The following is a 13,446-nucleotide window of genomic DNA, read 5'->3' on the forward strand; positions in this document are numbered from 1 at the left end:
ACGGCACCTGTGCCCTGCGGAGCAGTGTGGAGCAGGAAGAAGGCCCTGCGAAGCCGTGGCCGACCGGGCCGTGCCCACATCCCGTCACGGCACCTCGGGTGGTGGGGTGGGGGCGCCGGGGAGGCGGATCGTGGCGGTCGTGCCGCCGCCGTCCGCGCGGGTCAGGGTGACCTCGCCGCCCGCCTGCTGGACCGTGCGGGCCACGATGGACAGGCCGAGGCCCGAGCCGGGGAGGGCGCGGGCGGTGGGGGAGCGCCAGAAGCGGTCGAAGACGTGGGGGAGTTCGTCGGCGGCGATGCCGGGGCCGTGGTCGCGGACGGTGAGGACGCCGTCGGTGAGCCGTACCTCGATCGTGGCGCCCTCCGGGCTGAACTTCACCGCGTTGTCCAGGACGTTGACCATGGCCCGCTCCAGCGCGGAGGGCTCCGCGCGTACGTACCAGGGCCGGAGGTCCGCCGTGATGGTCAGCTCCGGGCCGCGCAGCCGGGCCCGGCGCAGTGCCGCTTCCACGACGTCCTGCCAGGCGACGATCTGCGCACGGCCCTCGTGCTGGCCGGTGTCCGGCCGGGACAGCTCCTGAAGGTCGCCGATGAGCGCCGCCAGTTCCGTCATCTGTGCCTTGACCGAGGCGAGCAGTGCCGTGCGGTCCTCGGCGGGCAGGGGGCGGCCCGTCTCCTCGCTGCGGGTGAGGAGTTCGATGTTGGTGCGGAGGGAGGTGAGCGGGGTGCGCAGCTCGTGGCCGGCGTCCGCGATGAGCTGCTGCTGCAGGTCGCGGGAGCTGGCCAGGGCGGACGTCATCGAGTTGAAGGAGCGGGAGAGGCGGGCGACCTCGTCCTCGGAGTCGTCCTCCACGGGGATGCGGACGCCCAGGTCCTCGGTGCGCGCCACGTGCTCCACGGCCTCGGTGAGCCTGTCGACGGGACGCAGACCGGCGCGGGCGACCGCGAGCCCCGCCGCGGCCGCACCGAGCACTCCGACACCGGAGACGAGGAGCAGGATCAGCGCGAGGTCGCCCAGCGTCGACCGGGTGCTGTCGAGAGGGACGGCGGCGACATAGGCGTAGTCATGGGCCGTGCCCCGGCCCAGGGGGATCTTGACGGTGACCGCGGTGGTCAGCACGCGTACCTGGTCACCGTTGCTGTCGACGCCGTTGCGGAACCGTGCGGAGTCGGGGTCCGGGTTCTTCGCCACGTCCTTGTCGCCGCCGGTGACCTTGACCGCGGCCGAGGCGAAAGGCAGCAGGCAGACGGTGCCGTCCGTTCTCACCAACTGGCCGTAACTCCCGCTCTGCGGGCCGATGGCGTCCGTCCACGAAGGTGTCCGGCTACAGGTGTCGACGATTCTGTCGAGCTGGTTCTTGTCCAACTCGACGACCGACGCCTGCAGGTCGTCGTCGAGTTCCGCGTACAGCTTCCCCTGCACGATGAACCAGCACGTCACCGACACCGCCGCCACCGCGAACGCCACCGCCGCCGCCACCAGCAGCGACAGCCGTGCCCGGATGGGCAGCGCGCGGAACCGGCGGGCCAGTGCCGTCACTCCGCGCCGTCCTGCCGCAGGGCGTAGCCGACGCCCCGCACCGTGTGCACCAGGCGCGGTTCGCCGCCCGCCTCGGTCTTGCGGCGCAGATACATGACGTACACGTCGAGGGAGTTCGACGACGGCTCGAAGTCGAAGCCCCAGACCGCCTTCAGGATCTGCTCCCGCGTGAGCACCTGGCGCGGGTGCGCCAGGAACATCTCCAGCAGGGTGAACTCCGTGCGGGTCAGCTCCACCCGTCGCGCGCCCCGCGTCACCTCGCGGGTCGCCAGGTCCATGCGCAGGTCGGCGAAGGCCAGGACGTCGTTCTCCTCCGTGCTGCCGGCCATGGCCGCCGCGTACGAGCTGCGGCGCAGCAGTGCGCGGATACGGGCGAACAGCTCGTCCAGCTCGAACGGCTTGACCAGGTAGTCGTCCGCCCCGGCGTCCAGCCCGGTCACCCGGTCGCCGACCGTGTCCCGGGCGGTCAGCATCAGGATGGGTGTGGTGTCGCCGGTGGCCCGGATGCGGCGGGCGGCGGTCAGGCCGTCCATCCGGGGCATCTGGATGTCGAGGACCACCAGGTCGGGCCGGTGGGCCGCGGCCTTCTCCAGGGCGTCCGCGCCGTCGACGGCGACCTCGGTGCCGTATCCCTCGAAGGCCAGGCTGCGCTGGAGCGCTTCGCGCACCGCCGGCTCGTCGTCGACGATCAGGATGCGCTGGGGGTCGCGGTCACGGTCGCCGTCTACGGGGCTCATGGGGTCGGGGATCCTCTGGTCTGCCGGGATGTCGGGCCGGCGGTGTGTCGGGCTGCTGGACTGGGAGGGGAGCACGCGGCTGGGAGCTCGGGCGCTCAGGATCCCAGGCTCGCACGAGTGCCCGGGGCGTGTGCGCCGCGGGTCAGCCGCGCGCGGTGCGGCGGTGTCCGTGCCCGTTGGCGGTCCTGCGGCGGGTCGTGGCCGGGGCGACCTCCGGGGCCCGCCGTACCGGGGTGGGCAGCTCGGCCGCGACCTCCAGCGCGAGGGCGAGACCGGCCGGGTCGGCGCCGGGGACCTCGTGGGTGACCTGCTTGATCTGCCTGGCCTGTGTGATCATGTCGGACTCCTCGGGTGGGAACCGAATCGGATCGGTGCGTACCGCGTGCGGCGGCGGTTCGCGGCGCCGTCAGTCCATGGCGCCGGACCGCAGGGCCGGGAGGTCCGCCTTGACCGTGTTGACCGGGATGGCGAAGCCCAGGCCCACGCTGCCGGCGTCGGACGAGGAGGAGCCGCTGCCGCTCGACGAGTACATCGCGGAGTTGATGCCGATGATGGCGCCGTTCATGTCGATCAGCGCGCCGCCGGAGTTCCCGGGGTTCAGGGACGCGTCGGTCTGGATCGCCTTGTACGTCGTCGTGGACCCGCCGGTGTCGCCGTTGAACTGCTGCCCGCCGAACCCGAAGGGCCGGCCGCCCTGCTGTCCCTGCTGTTGCTGACCCTGGCTCCCGTCGGTGGAGACGGTCACGTCGCGGTTGAGCGCCGAGACGATGCCGCTGGTGACGGTGCCGGTCAGGCCCTCGGGGGAGCCGATCGCCACGACCTCGTCGCCGACCCGTACGCGGTCGGAGTCGCCGAGGGTGGCCGGTGTCAGGCCCGAGGCGTCCTTCAGCTTGATCAGCGCGAGGTCCTTCGAGCTCTCCGTGCCGACGACGTCCGCGGTGTACGTCGTGCCGTCGCCGGTCCGCACCTTGACCGAGGAGGCGCCGGCGACGACGTGGTGGTTGGTGATGATCTCGCCGTCCTTGGTGATGATCACACCGGAGCCGGTGGACGATCCGGCGTCGGAGGTGGCGTCGATCTCGACGATGCTCGGGCTGACCGCCTCGGCGACGCCGGACACCGTGCCCTTCTGGCCGGTCGGCACCACAGGGGCACTGCTCGCGCTCGACGAGGCGACGGTGCCGTTGCCGGTCAGCTCCTGGATGCCGTAGGCGGTGCCGCCGCCCACGGCCGCCGCCACGATCGCCACGGCGGCGAGCAGGGCGGCCGGGCCACGGTTCCGCTTCCGGCGGGGCCCGGCGGGGTCGGCGGCGACCGGATGCCCCGGCGCGAACGTCGGCGGGGGCGGCCACTCGGGGTTCACAGAGGAGGGGTGCTGCGGGCCGCCCGTGTGCGGGCTCTCGTGATCGCCGCTGCGGCGAAAGGATCCGGTCATGTCGACGAGCCTCCCGTCCGACCATGAGAGCACTCTGAGTGCCCGCTGAGAAGCCCGACAGAACCTCGTATGCCCGATATGAGGAAGCCCTCGACGGCCCGGTCGCTACGCGCAGCCGCAGGAGCGGCGGATCACCAGTCCGGACGGGAAGACCTTCAGCCGCTCGCGCTGCACGCCGGCCACCCGCAGCCCGTCGTCGAGGACGAGGTCGACCGCCGCGCGGGCCATCGCCGAACGGTCGGAGGCGACCGTGGTCATCGGCGGATCGGTGAGCGCCGCCTCCTTGATGTCGTCGAACCCGACGACCGCGAGCTCGCCGGGCACGTCGATGCGCAGCTCGCGCGCCGCGCGCAGCACGCCGATCGCCTGGTCGTCGGTGGAGCAGAAGATCGCGGGCGGGCGGTTCGGCCCGGAGAGGATGTCGAGCCCGACGCGATAGGCGTCGTAGCGGTTGTACGGGGCCTCGAAGAGGCGGCCCTCGGTCGGGATGCCGGCCTCCTTCATCGCCCGCCGCCAGCCCTCGACGTGGTCGGAGACCGGGTCGCCGACGGAGGGGGTCTCCGCGGTGCCGCCGACACAGGCCACGTACGCGTTGCCGTGCTCCAGCAGGTGGCGGACGGCGAGCTGGGCGCCGCCGAGGTCGTCGGTGACGACGGCGACGTCGTCCATGGCCTCGGGGCGCTCGTGCAGCAGGACGACTTTGGCGTCCCAGGCGTCGATCTCCGCGGCGGCCAGGTCGTTGAGCGCGTGACTGACCAGGATCAGCCCGGAGACGCGCATCCCCAGGAACGCCCGCAGGTAGTGGACCTCGCGCTCGCCGATGTAGTCGGAGTTCCCGACGAGCACCATTTTCCCGCGCTCGGCCGCGGCCTGTTCGACCGCGTGCGCCATCTCCCCGAAGAAGGGCTGGCGCGCGTCCGGGACGATCAGGCCTATCAGGTCCGTGCGCCGCGACGCCATCGCCTGGGCGACCCGGTCGGGCCGGTACCCCAGCTCCTTGATCGCGGCGAGTACGCGTTCGCGCGTGGCCGGGGCGACCGGCCGGGGTCCGTTGTTGATGACATAGCTGACGACGGCGGTGGAGGTACCCGCCAGCCGTGCCACGTCATCCCTTGTCACCTTGGCCACGCGCGGAGTCTACGCGGATATAACCGGTCCCGGCAGTGTGAGAGGGAGCCTGTGAGCAGCGGAAAACAACGGGAACGGTGAGAAACCGCGGGAAAAGGACGCGTGCCCGCGAAGGCGCGCGGAATCTCAGGCCTGCGTCCGTGCCTCCGTGGTCCCCCGGACGGCCTTCTCGTCCGTATCCGCCGCCCTCTGCCGGTCGGCGGCCTTGCCCTCCTTGGCGGCCCGCTCGCCCTTCTCCGGCGTAACGAATCGATAACCCACGTTCCGGACGGTGCCGATCAGCGACTCGTGCTCGGGTCCGAGCTTGGCCCGCAGTCTCCGTACGTGGACGTCGACCGTGCGGGTGCCGCCGAAGTAGTCGTAGCCCCAGACCTCCTGCAGCAGCTGGGCACGGGTGAACACCCGGCCGGGATGCTGGGCGAGGTACTTCAGCAGCTCGAACTCCTTGAAGGTGAGATCGAGGACGCGCCCTTTCAGCTTGGCGCTGTAGGTCGCCTCGTCGACGGACAGGTCGCCGCTGCGGATCTCCATGGGGGAGTCGTCGCCGGTGATCTGCAGCCGGCCCATGGCGAGCCGCAGCCGGGCCTCGACCTCCGCCGGTCCGGCGGTGTCGAGGAGGACGTCGTCGATGCCCCAGTCCGCGGTGACGGCGGCGAGGCCGCCCTCGGTCACCACGAGGACGAGGGGACAGCCGGGGCCGGTGGAGCGCAGCAGCTGGCAGAGGCTGCGGACCTGCGGGAGGTCGCGCCGGCCGTCGACGAGGATGACGTCGGCGCCGGGGGTGTCGACCAGGGCGGGTCCCTGCGCCGGGGCCACGCGCACGTTGTGGAGCAGCAGGCCGAGGGCGGGGAGCACCTCCGCCGACGGCTGGAGGGCGTTGGTCAGCAGGAGCAGTGAACTCATCGCACCCCTCCCTCGAGATCTCGGCGCCGGCAGCCGAGCTCGCGGAGCCGGCTGCCGGGCTCCCGGTCCGGCGCGGGTGCTGCCCACTTCCGGGTCGTCGTACGGTCGTGCACGGTTCGCTCGCCCATGACGTCTGGTTCCTCCTCGGTCCCTGCGACGGGGTACCTCCCACGCCGTCGGGGCAGTGGGGGAGTCTGCGGCTTGCTTCGTGCGTTCGACGGCCCGTACACCGGCGGTTTCCCGCGTCGTATACAACGCTCCCGAAAGCACAAAAGGACCCGGGGGCTTCGCTGCCCGAGTCCTCTCCCTCGCAGAATAGCCGACATGAGCACCGGTCCGGCAGGTCATATGGCACGTTCCGCCATTCGTCCGAATTCCGAGACGCATGGCGCAACACGTGGTGGTACGTCTTTGCGGACGTTTCTGCGCACCGCGGACGGTGTACGGATCGATTCCGTGTACGAATCGGCGGCCGTGCCGGCGGCGACCGGGAACAACGGCTTCCGGCCGCCTTCCCACGACCCGGTGTTCGTGATCGCGCACGGGTTCACGGGGCACGCGGACCGGGCGCACGTACGCAGGGTGGCGCGGGCTTTCGCGCGGCACGGGGCGGTCGTGACGTTCTCCTTCCGCGGGCACGGCGCGTCGGGCGGGCGGTCCACGGTGGGGGACCGCGAGGTGCTGGATCTGGCGGCGGCGGTGTCGTGGGCGCGGGAGCTGGGGCACGCGCGCGTGGCGACGGTCGGGTTCTCGATGGGCGGCTCGGTGGTGCTGCGGCACGCGGCGCTCGGCGCGGGAGATGCCGGTGGTGCCGGTGGTGCCGGTGGTGCGGACGGTCCGGATGCCGTGGTGTCCGTCAGCGGGCCCGCCCGGTGGTTCTACCGGGGGACGGCTCCCATGCGGCGGCTGCACTGGCTGGTGACCCGGCCCTCGGGGCGGGCGGTGAGTCAGTACGGGCTGCGGACGCGGGTCCACCGCCGGAACTGGGAACCCGTCCCGCTGTCCCCCGTCGAGGCGGTCCCGCGCATCGCGCCGACGCCGCTGCTGGTCGTGCACGGCGACCGGGACGGCTACTTCCCGCTCGACCATCCGCGCATGTTGGCGGCCGCGGCCGGCGAGCACGGGGAACTGTGGGTGGAGCCGGGCATGGGGCACGCGGAGAACGCGGCGTCCGACGGGCTGTTGCACCGGATCGGGGACTGGGTGGTGGCCCGGGCGGGCTAGCCTGACCGTGTTCACCGTCAACCCGATTGAGGAACCAGCAGATGGCAAAGGTCACGGTGCGGTACTGGGCCGCCGCCAAGGCCGCGGCCGGGGTGGCCGAGGAGACGTTCGAGGCGACCACGCTCGCCGAGGCGCTCGACACGGCACGCGAGCGGCACCCCGGCGAACTCACGCGCGTCCTGCAGCGGTGCTCCTTCCTCGTCGACGGTGATCCCGTGGGCACCCGCGAACATGAGACGGTACGGCTGGCCGACGGCGGCACGGTCGAGGTGCTCCCGCCGTTCGCAGGAGGGTGAGCGATGACCGACCAGCCGTATCAGGGCTACGACGGGCACGAGGGACAGTGGGGCCACGACCCCCACGGGCGGTCCCTGCCCCAGCAGGACCAGCGGTACCAGCAGAACCCGCAGCCCCGGCACCCCGAGTCGCAGGCGTGGCCCGGGGGGCAGCAGGGACACGGGGATCCGCACGCCGCCATGCAGTACACGCAGCAGTGGCAGGGGCAGACGTGGGAGACGCGGATGCAGCCGCCGGTCCCGGCGGCGACCTCGGCGGAGGAGACGTCGTACCTGCCGCAGACCCCGCCGCCCCCGCAGGGGCAGGGCGGGCCCGCGGTGTACGCCGGGTACGGCGCGGCCCCGGCCCACGGGGCCCCGGCGGGCGCCGTTCCCGCGGGCGGGGCCGTGCCCACACCCCCGCCCGCACCCTCCGCGCCCGCTGACGGTCCCGAGTACGGGCCCGCCACCCTCGCCGGGAACACCAGGGTCACGGACGCGCAGCGCGCCCGCGCGGAGGGGCGTTCGCCGATCATCGAGCCCGGCATGCAGCCGGCGGCGCTCACCGCGCTGCTGGGGCTGCTGCTCGCCGGCGGGGCGGCGCTGGGTACGTACGCCCTGCTCGTACCGCTGGTGGCCCTCCAGGGGCTCACCGCCGCGGGCTGGTTCCGGCTGAACGGGATGTGGCCCGCGCGGCAGGGCATCGCGCTGGGCTTCCTCGGGGCGCTGGTCGCCGACGTGGCGCTGCTGGCGTCCGACCGTTCACCGTCGGCCGTCCTCGGCACGCTGGGGGTGTGGGTGGTGCTGTCGCTGGTGCTGCAGCTGCGCTCGCACGCCGACCCCGACGAGCGGATGTACGGCCTGACGGCGACGGTCGCCGCGTCGGCACTGGCGATCGTGGCGAGCGGATACCTGGCGGCCGAGGCCGACGCGGTGACGGTCGGCGGGGTCGCGCTGGCGGCGGCGGTCGTGGCGCGTGCGCTGCCGTTGCCGACACCGGCGTCCCTCGTGGTCGCGCTGCTCGTGGCGGCGGGTGCGGGTGCGGCGGTCGGCGGGATGACGGGGTTCGGCGCCTCGGGCGCGCTGATCGGTGCGGGCGCCGCGGTGTGCGCCCTGATCGGGCACCGGGTCGCGAGCTACGACTACCCGTCCCGGTTCGTCCACTTCACGGCCGGGGTGGCCCTGCCGCTGGCCGCGGCGGCACCGGCGGTGTACGTACTGGGGCGCGTCGTCGGCTGACGGCACAGACGGCACGGACGACCGGCGGACCTGCGGCCCCTGTCACAGGTGATCGACAATCTCGGGGTTTCCCCGGTCGTGCGGGTTACCCTCGCGCAGGACGGCTGCCCGGCCGTCCGTGGGGGACTGCCGTCGAAAGCACCTAGGTGGGGGAACCAACCGCATGCGCGCACTGCGAATACTTCTGGTCGTCGTCGTGATTCTGGGCGGCATCTTCGTGATCGTGGACCGGGTCGCGGTCAACTTCGCGGAGGGCGAGGTGGCCGACCGGCTCAAGTCGACGGAGAACCTCGCCGCCACTCCCGACGTGTCCATCAACGGCTTCCCCTTCCTCACCCAGGTCGCCGGCGGCACCCTCGACGAGGTGCAGATCGGCATCGAGGGCTACGAGGCCACCACCGGCGACGGCGCGAAGAACATCCGCATCGCCGACCTGCGCGCCGACATGGAGGGCGTCGAGTTCTCCAGCGACTTCAGCTCCGCCACCGCCGCCGCCGCGACCGGCACCGCGACCGTCGCCTACGACGAGCTGCTCAAGACCGCCAAGTCCGATTCCACGCAGGTGGCCCCCGGTGTCACCGCCAGCGTCGTCGGCCTCTCCGACGGCGGCAACGGGAAGATCAAGGTGATGGTGGAGGCCACCGTCCTCGGCACCAAGCTGCCCGAGCCGGTCTCCGTGCTCAGCTCCGTGACGGTCGTGGACGGCGACACCGTGCGGGTGCGGGCGGACGGGCTGCCGAAGTTCGGCGGCGTCGAGATCGCCGAGACGCGGGTGCGGGCGATCACCGACTTCGAGCAGAAGATCAACGGTCTGCCCGGCGGCATCAAGCTGGACAAGGTCGAGGCCGCGGAGAGCGGCGTCCACATCACCGTGAAGGGTTCCGACGTCCGCCTGGCCGGGTAGGTAGCGAGCGGCGGGCCCCGGGGGCGGGGCCCCGGGGATCCCCGACGAACCCCTGACCAACCCGCCCAGCAAATCCCCGACGGACCTCAGGCGTCCGACAGGCGAGACGAAGCGTCCGTAGAGCAGATGCGGCGGCGTACGCGCCGCCGCCCGGGGTGCCCGGGGGCGGACCCGGCAGCACAGCCATCCCGCATCGCGGACAATCCTGTATCAGCATGTGACACATCGGTGACACGCCCGCCCGCCCTCCCTACGATCGACGGCATGCAGTGTCAGACGAGCGTCCTCCGAGCACGAGGACAAGCGGATCTCACGAAGCGGCGGGCAGTCGACCTGTGCCGCGTCGCCGCCATGCTCTGTCGACCTTTCTGAGCGGCCGCATCGCCGTCCGTGTTTTTCGGTTTTCGGTTTTCGGTTTCCGCTTTCACGGTTCCCGCCTTCCCGCCTCGCCCCCCGAGGGGCGTCCGTGCGCCGCCCCCGTGGGGCGCGCAGCCTCTCTACCCGCACGCCCCGCCGCAACTGCCCCGGAGGAGACAGAACATGAGCCGCAACGACGTACTGGTCGACGCCGACTGGGTCCAGGAGCACCTGGACGACCCGACGATCGCCATCGTCGAGGTGGACGAGGACACCACCGCCTACGAGAAGAACCACATCAAGAACGCCATCCGGATCGACTGGACCAAGGACCTCCAGGACCCGGTCCGCCGTGACTTCGTCGACCAGGCGGGCTTCGAGAAGCTCCTGTCGGAGAAGGGCATCTCCAACGACCACACGGTCGTCCTCTACGGCGGCAACAACAACTGGTTCGCCGCGTACGCCTACTGGTACTTCAAGCTGTACGGCCACGAGAACGTCAAGCTCCTCGACGGCGGCCGCAAGAAGTGGGAACTGGACGCCCGCGAGCTGGTCGCCGGCGACGAGGTGCCGGAGCGGGCGAAGACCGAGTACCGGGCCAAGCCGCAGGACCTGTCCATCCGCGCCTTCCGCGACGAGGTCGTGGACGCCATCGGCGTGCAGAACATCGTCGACGTGCGTTCGCCCGACGAGTTCTCCGGCAAGCTGCTCGCGCCGGCCCACCTGCCGCAGGAGCAGTCGCAGCGCCCCGGCCACGTGCCGAGCTCCCGCAACATCCCGTGGTCCAAGAACGCCAACGACGACGGCACCTTCAAGTCCGACGAGGAGCTCAAGAAGCTCTACGAGGACGAGCAGATCGACCTGTCGAAGGACACCATCGCCCTGTGCCGCATCGGTGAGCGCTCCGCGCTGTCCTGGTTCGTGCTGCACGAGCTGCTGGGCGTGGAGAACGTCAAGAACTACGACGGCTCCTGGACCGAGTACGGCTCCCTCGTCGGCGTGCCGATCGAGCTCGGCGACGGCAAGTAAGCCCGGCCGACCGACCCTTCCAGACCACTAGACCACTTCAGGAGTACGCCATGTGCGGTGCGAAGGCCGGTGGCCCGGACGCTTCGACGATCAAGCCCGGCGAGACCACCATCCAGGGTCAGGTGACCCGTGACGGCGAGCCGGTGACGGGCTACGTCCGTCTGCTGGACTCGACCGGCGAGTTCACGGCCGAGGTCCCGACCTCCGCCACCGGACAGTTCCGCTTCTACGCGGCCGAGGGCACCTGGACCGTCCGTGCCCTGGTGCCCGGCGGCAGCGCCGACCGCACGGTCGTCGCCCAGCAGGGCGGGCTGGCCGAGGTCGCCATCGCGGTGTGAGGGCTCGTCCCGCAGGTTCGTCCGCGGGACCAGTGACGATCGAAGGGCCGCATCCCGGGCCGGACGCCAGGATGCGGCCCTTCGTGCTGTTCGGTTCTAGGCTGGAGACATGTACGCGCGCAGGCGTCATGTCTACTTCGCCATGATGGGGACGTGCATCGCGTTGTTCGTCCTGGCCTGGGGCGTCGTGCGGCTGTGGTCGGTGCCGGTGGCCGTGGGCATGTGCGTGGTGGCCATGGTCATCCCGCCGGTCGCCGCGATGATCGCCAACCGGCGCGGCCCCGAGGACCGCTGGTGGGACGACCCCTCCGGCGACCCCCAGTCCGACGAATGGTGGGACGAACTGGACGGCAAGAAGGGACCGCGGCCGCCCCGGTGAGAGGCCGGCGGCGGATCCTCAGTACACGAGTGCCTGGGTGTCGTCCGCCAGCGCCTCCTGCACGAACACCTGCGCGCCCGCGATCCGTACGCCCTCGATGACGTCCTTCTCCGTGATGTCCCGGCGGGCCGCGCACTGCGTGCACAGGGTCAGACGTCCACCCGCGACGATCGAGTCCAGCAGGTCGGGCAGCGGGGCCGCGTGCGGCAACTCGAACTCCGCGGCACGGCCCGGCAGCGCGAACCACGCGGACTCGCCGGTGAGCCACAGGGAGACGTCGACCCCGCTCGCCACGGCCACCGCCGCCACCGTGAACGCCTGCGAGCAGCGTTCGGGGGCGTCGGCCCCCGCGGTCACCTTGATCACAAGCTTCTTCGCCATGGCTGAATCGTAATCCTGATGCCTACAACTACCCGTGTGACCCATGGGCCCTCTGCGAGAGCGCGACACGGAACGCGCTCTTCTCGCTCGGTCTGCGGCACACCGAGGCCCGCGACCGGACCATGGTGGACGGCACCAGGACCCGGATCCACCTGCTGCGATGCGACACCGCTGCCGTCGTCGACGCGCTGTTCCAGGACGGTCCGGCCCCGCACGGCAGCTCCGAGTACCGGCTGCGCGGTACCGAAGAGTCCCGGTTCGACTGAGCCGGCCCGGCGAGGGGGCGCGGAGGCGCACCTCATACAGAGGGCCGGGTCCCGGCCGCGTAAGCTGGGGTCGGCCCTGTGTACACGAAACGCACCGCACCCGCTCAAGGAGCACCCCGTGGAGATCTTCTTCTCATTGCTGCTGGTCCTGGTCGCCGTCGGCGTCCTCGCCTTCGCCGGGCTGGCCGTGAAGAAGCTGTACCAGGGTCAGCGCTGACCACCCACGTCCAGGAACTGCCACTGATGATCGAGATCCCGTCCGACCTCCACAAGGACCTCGTGCCGCTCGCCTTCCTGCTCGGCGACTGGGCGGGTGCCGGGGTGCACGACTTCCCCGGCGCCGAGAAGTGCAACTTCGGGCAGGAGGTCTCCTTCACCCACGACGGCCGGGACTTCCTGGAGTACAGCTCCCACACCTGGGTGCTCGACGGGGACGGCAAGAAGGTCCGGCCCCTGGAGTCCGAGCACGGCTTCTGGCGGATCGACGCCGCCCGCAAGGTCGAGGTGACGATGACCCGCGACGACGGCGTCATCGAGATCTGGTACGGCGAGCTGGCCGACCAGAAGCCGCAGATCGACCTGGTGACGGACGCGGTGGCGCGCACCGCCGCCGCCGATCCCTACAGCGGCGGCAAGCGGCTGTACGGCTACGTCAAGAGCGACCTGATGTGGGTCGGCGAGAAGCAGACCCCCGAGGTCGAGCTGCGCCCCTACATGTCGGCGCACCTGAAGAAGGTCGTCACCCCGGAGGACGTCGAACGCTGGGCCAAGGCCCTCCCCGACGACATGCCGGACGACGGAATCGCCTTCTTCAAGTGAGCTCCCGGGCCGCACGGCCCCGGGTTCCGGGCTCCGCGTCCTAGACTCGTGGTGTGGTGAGCACCGACTGGAAGAGCGACCTCAGGCAGCGCGGCTACCGGCTGACGCCGCAGCGCCAACTCGTGCTCGAAGCCGTCGACACGCTGGAGCACGCGACCCCCGACGACATCCTCGTGGAAGTGCGCAAGACGGCGTCGGGGGTCAACATCTCCACCGTCTACCGCACCCTGGAGCTACTGGAGGAGCTGGGCCTGGTCAGCCACGCCCACCTCGGGCACGGCGCCCCGACCTACCACCTCGCCGACCGGCACCACCACATCCACCTCGTCTGCCGTGACTGCACCAACGTCATCGAGGCGGATGTGGAGGTGGCCGCCGAGTTCACGGCGAAGCTGCGCGACATGTTCGGTTTCGACACGGACATGAAGCACTTCGCGATCTTCGGCCGCTGCGAGGACTGTTCCCTGAAGCGTTCAACTACCGAGTCGTAGGC

17 protein-coding genes are annotated in these 13,446 nt (G+C 71.4%); 10 read left to right on the forward strand and 7 right to left on the reverse strand.

Translation table 11 applies throughout. The annotated features are described in order from the left end of the window. Window positions 1-84: 84 nt before the first annotated feature. The 6 genes from JL475_RS22860 to JL475_RS22885 all read right to left on the reverse strand — a co-directional run bounded on the left by JL475_RS22860 (window position 85) and on the right by JL475_RS22885 (window position 5,742). Window positions 85-1,539, reverse strand: coding sequence for a cell wall metabolism sensor histidine kinase WalK (locus JL475_RS22860; protein ID WP_202279694.1), 1,455 nt, complete (start codon window positions 1,537-1,539; stop codon window positions 85-87). Continuing rightward, on the reverse strand, window positions 1,536-2,276 hold the full coding sequence (locus tag JL475_RS22865; protein ID WP_202279695.1) for a response regulator transcription factor: 741 nt from the start codon (window positions 2,274-2,276) through the stop codon (window positions 1,536-1,538). Before JL475_RS22865 ends, JL475_RS22860 begins: the two co-directional genes overlap by 4 nt. 142 nt (window positions 2,277-2,418) lie before the next feature. After that, window positions 2,419-2,613 (reverse strand): hypothetical protein, encoded by a 195-nt coding sequence (locus JL475_RS22870; protein ID WP_202279696.1) that lies wholly within the window; start codon window positions 2,611-2,613, stop codon window positions 2,419-2,421. Between the two features lie 69 nt (window positions 2,614-2,682). After that, entirely contained in the window at window positions 2,683-3,711 is a 1,029-nt protein-coding gene (locus JL475_RS22875) for a S1C family serine protease (protein WP_202279697.1), read from the reverse strand. A gap of 105 nt (window positions 3,712-3,816) precedes the next feature. Then, window positions 3,817-4,839 (reverse strand): LacI family DNA-binding transcriptional regulator, encoded by a 1,023-nt coding sequence (locus JL475_RS22880; protein WP_202279698.1) that lies wholly within the window; start codon window positions 4,837-4,839, stop codon window positions 3,817-3,819. 126 nt (window positions 4,840-4,965) lie between these two features. Next, window positions 4,966-5,742, reverse strand: coding sequence for a response regulator transcription factor (locus JL475_RS22885; protein WP_202279699.1), 777 nt, complete (start codon window positions 5,740-5,742; stop codon window positions 4,966-4,968). Between the two features lie 348 nt (window positions 5,743-6,090). Between JL475_RS22885 and JL475_RS22890 the strand changes: the two genes are divergently transcribed. The 7 genes from JL475_RS22890 to JL475_RS22920 all read left to right on the forward strand — a co-directional run bounded on the left by JL475_RS22890 (window position 6,091) and on the right by JL475_RS22920 (window position 11,487). Next, window positions 6,091-6,966, forward strand: a complete 876-nt coding sequence (locus JL475_RS22890; RefSeq protein WP_202279745.1) for an alpha/beta hydrolase — start codon at window positions 6,091-6,093, stop codon at window positions 6,964-6,966. Window positions 6,967-7,007: 41 nt separating this feature from the next. Then, entirely contained in the window at window positions 7,008-7,262 is a 255-nt protein-coding gene (locus JL475_RS22895) for a MoaD/ThiS family protein (protein ID WP_202279700.1), read from the forward strand. A gap of 3 nt (window positions 7,263-7,265) precedes the next feature. Beyond that, window positions 7,266-8,480, forward strand: coding sequence for a hypothetical protein (locus JL475_RS22900; RefSeq protein ID WP_202279701.1), 1,215 nt, complete (start codon window positions 7,266-7,268; stop codon window positions 8,478-8,480). 163 nt (window positions 8,481-8,643) lie between these two features. Further along, window positions 8,644-9,384, forward strand: coding sequence for a DUF2993 domain-containing protein (locus JL475_RS22905; protein WP_202279702.1), 741 nt, complete (start codon window positions 8,644-8,646; stop codon window positions 9,382-9,384). A gap of 540 nt (window positions 9,385-9,924) precedes the next feature. After that, a complete protein-coding gene (locus tag JL475_RS22910; RefSeq protein ID WP_202279703.1) occupies window positions 9,925-10,770 on the forward strand; it encodes a sulfurtransferase in 846 nt (281 codons plus the stop codon). A gap of 50 nt (window positions 10,771-10,820) precedes the next feature. Beyond that, window positions 10,821-11,108, forward strand: coding sequence for a DUF1416 domain-containing protein (locus JL475_RS22915; RefSeq protein WP_006139129.1), 288 nt, complete (start codon window positions 10,821-10,823; stop codon window positions 11,106-11,108). 109 nt (window positions 11,109-11,217) lie between these two features. Continuing rightward, entirely contained in the window at window positions 11,218-11,487 is a 270-nt protein-coding gene (locus JL475_RS22920) for a DUF3099 domain-containing protein (RefSeq protein ID WP_202279704.1), read from the forward strand. A gap of 18 nt (window positions 11,488-11,505) precedes the next feature. Here the strand turns inward: JL475_RS22920 and JL475_RS22925 are convergent, their stop codons facing one another. Then, the gene (locus tag JL475_RS22925; protein WP_042174837.1) at window positions 11,506-11,868 is read right to left on the reverse strand and encodes a DsrE family protein; all 363 of its coding nucleotides are present in this window, start codon (window positions 11,866-11,868) and stop codon (window positions 11,506-11,508) included. Between the two features lie 122 nt (window positions 11,869-11,990). On the opposite strand from JL475_RS22925, the gene JL475_RS22930 reads away from it, so the two are divergent. The 3 genes from JL475_RS22930 (at window position 11,991) to JL475_RS22940 (ending at window position 13,444) form a co-directional block, all read left to right on the forward strand. Further along, complete coding sequence (locus JL475_RS22930; RefSeq protein ID WP_202279705.1) at window positions 11,991-12,134, forward strand: hypothetical protein; 144 nt, start codon at window positions 11,991-11,993, stop codon at window positions 12,132-12,134. Between the two features lie 243 nt (window positions 12,135-12,377). Next, entirely contained in the window at window positions 12,378-12,953 is a 576-nt protein-coding gene (locus JL475_RS22935) for an FABP family protein (RefSeq protein ID WP_202279706.1), read from the forward strand. A gap of 53 nt (window positions 12,954-13,006) precedes the next feature. Next, window positions 13,007-13,444, forward strand: a complete 438-nt coding sequence (locus JL475_RS22940; protein ID WP_109379229.1) for a Fur family transcriptional regulator — start codon at window positions 13,007-13,009, stop codon at window positions 13,442-13,444. Window positions 13,445-13,446 lie beyond the last annotated feature (2 nt).

The organism is Streptomyces sp. M2CJ-2 (genome assembly GCF_016757295.1).
Taxonomy (GTDB): domain Bacteria; phylum Actinomycetota; class Actinomycetes; order Streptomycetales; family Streptomycetaceae; genus Streptomyces.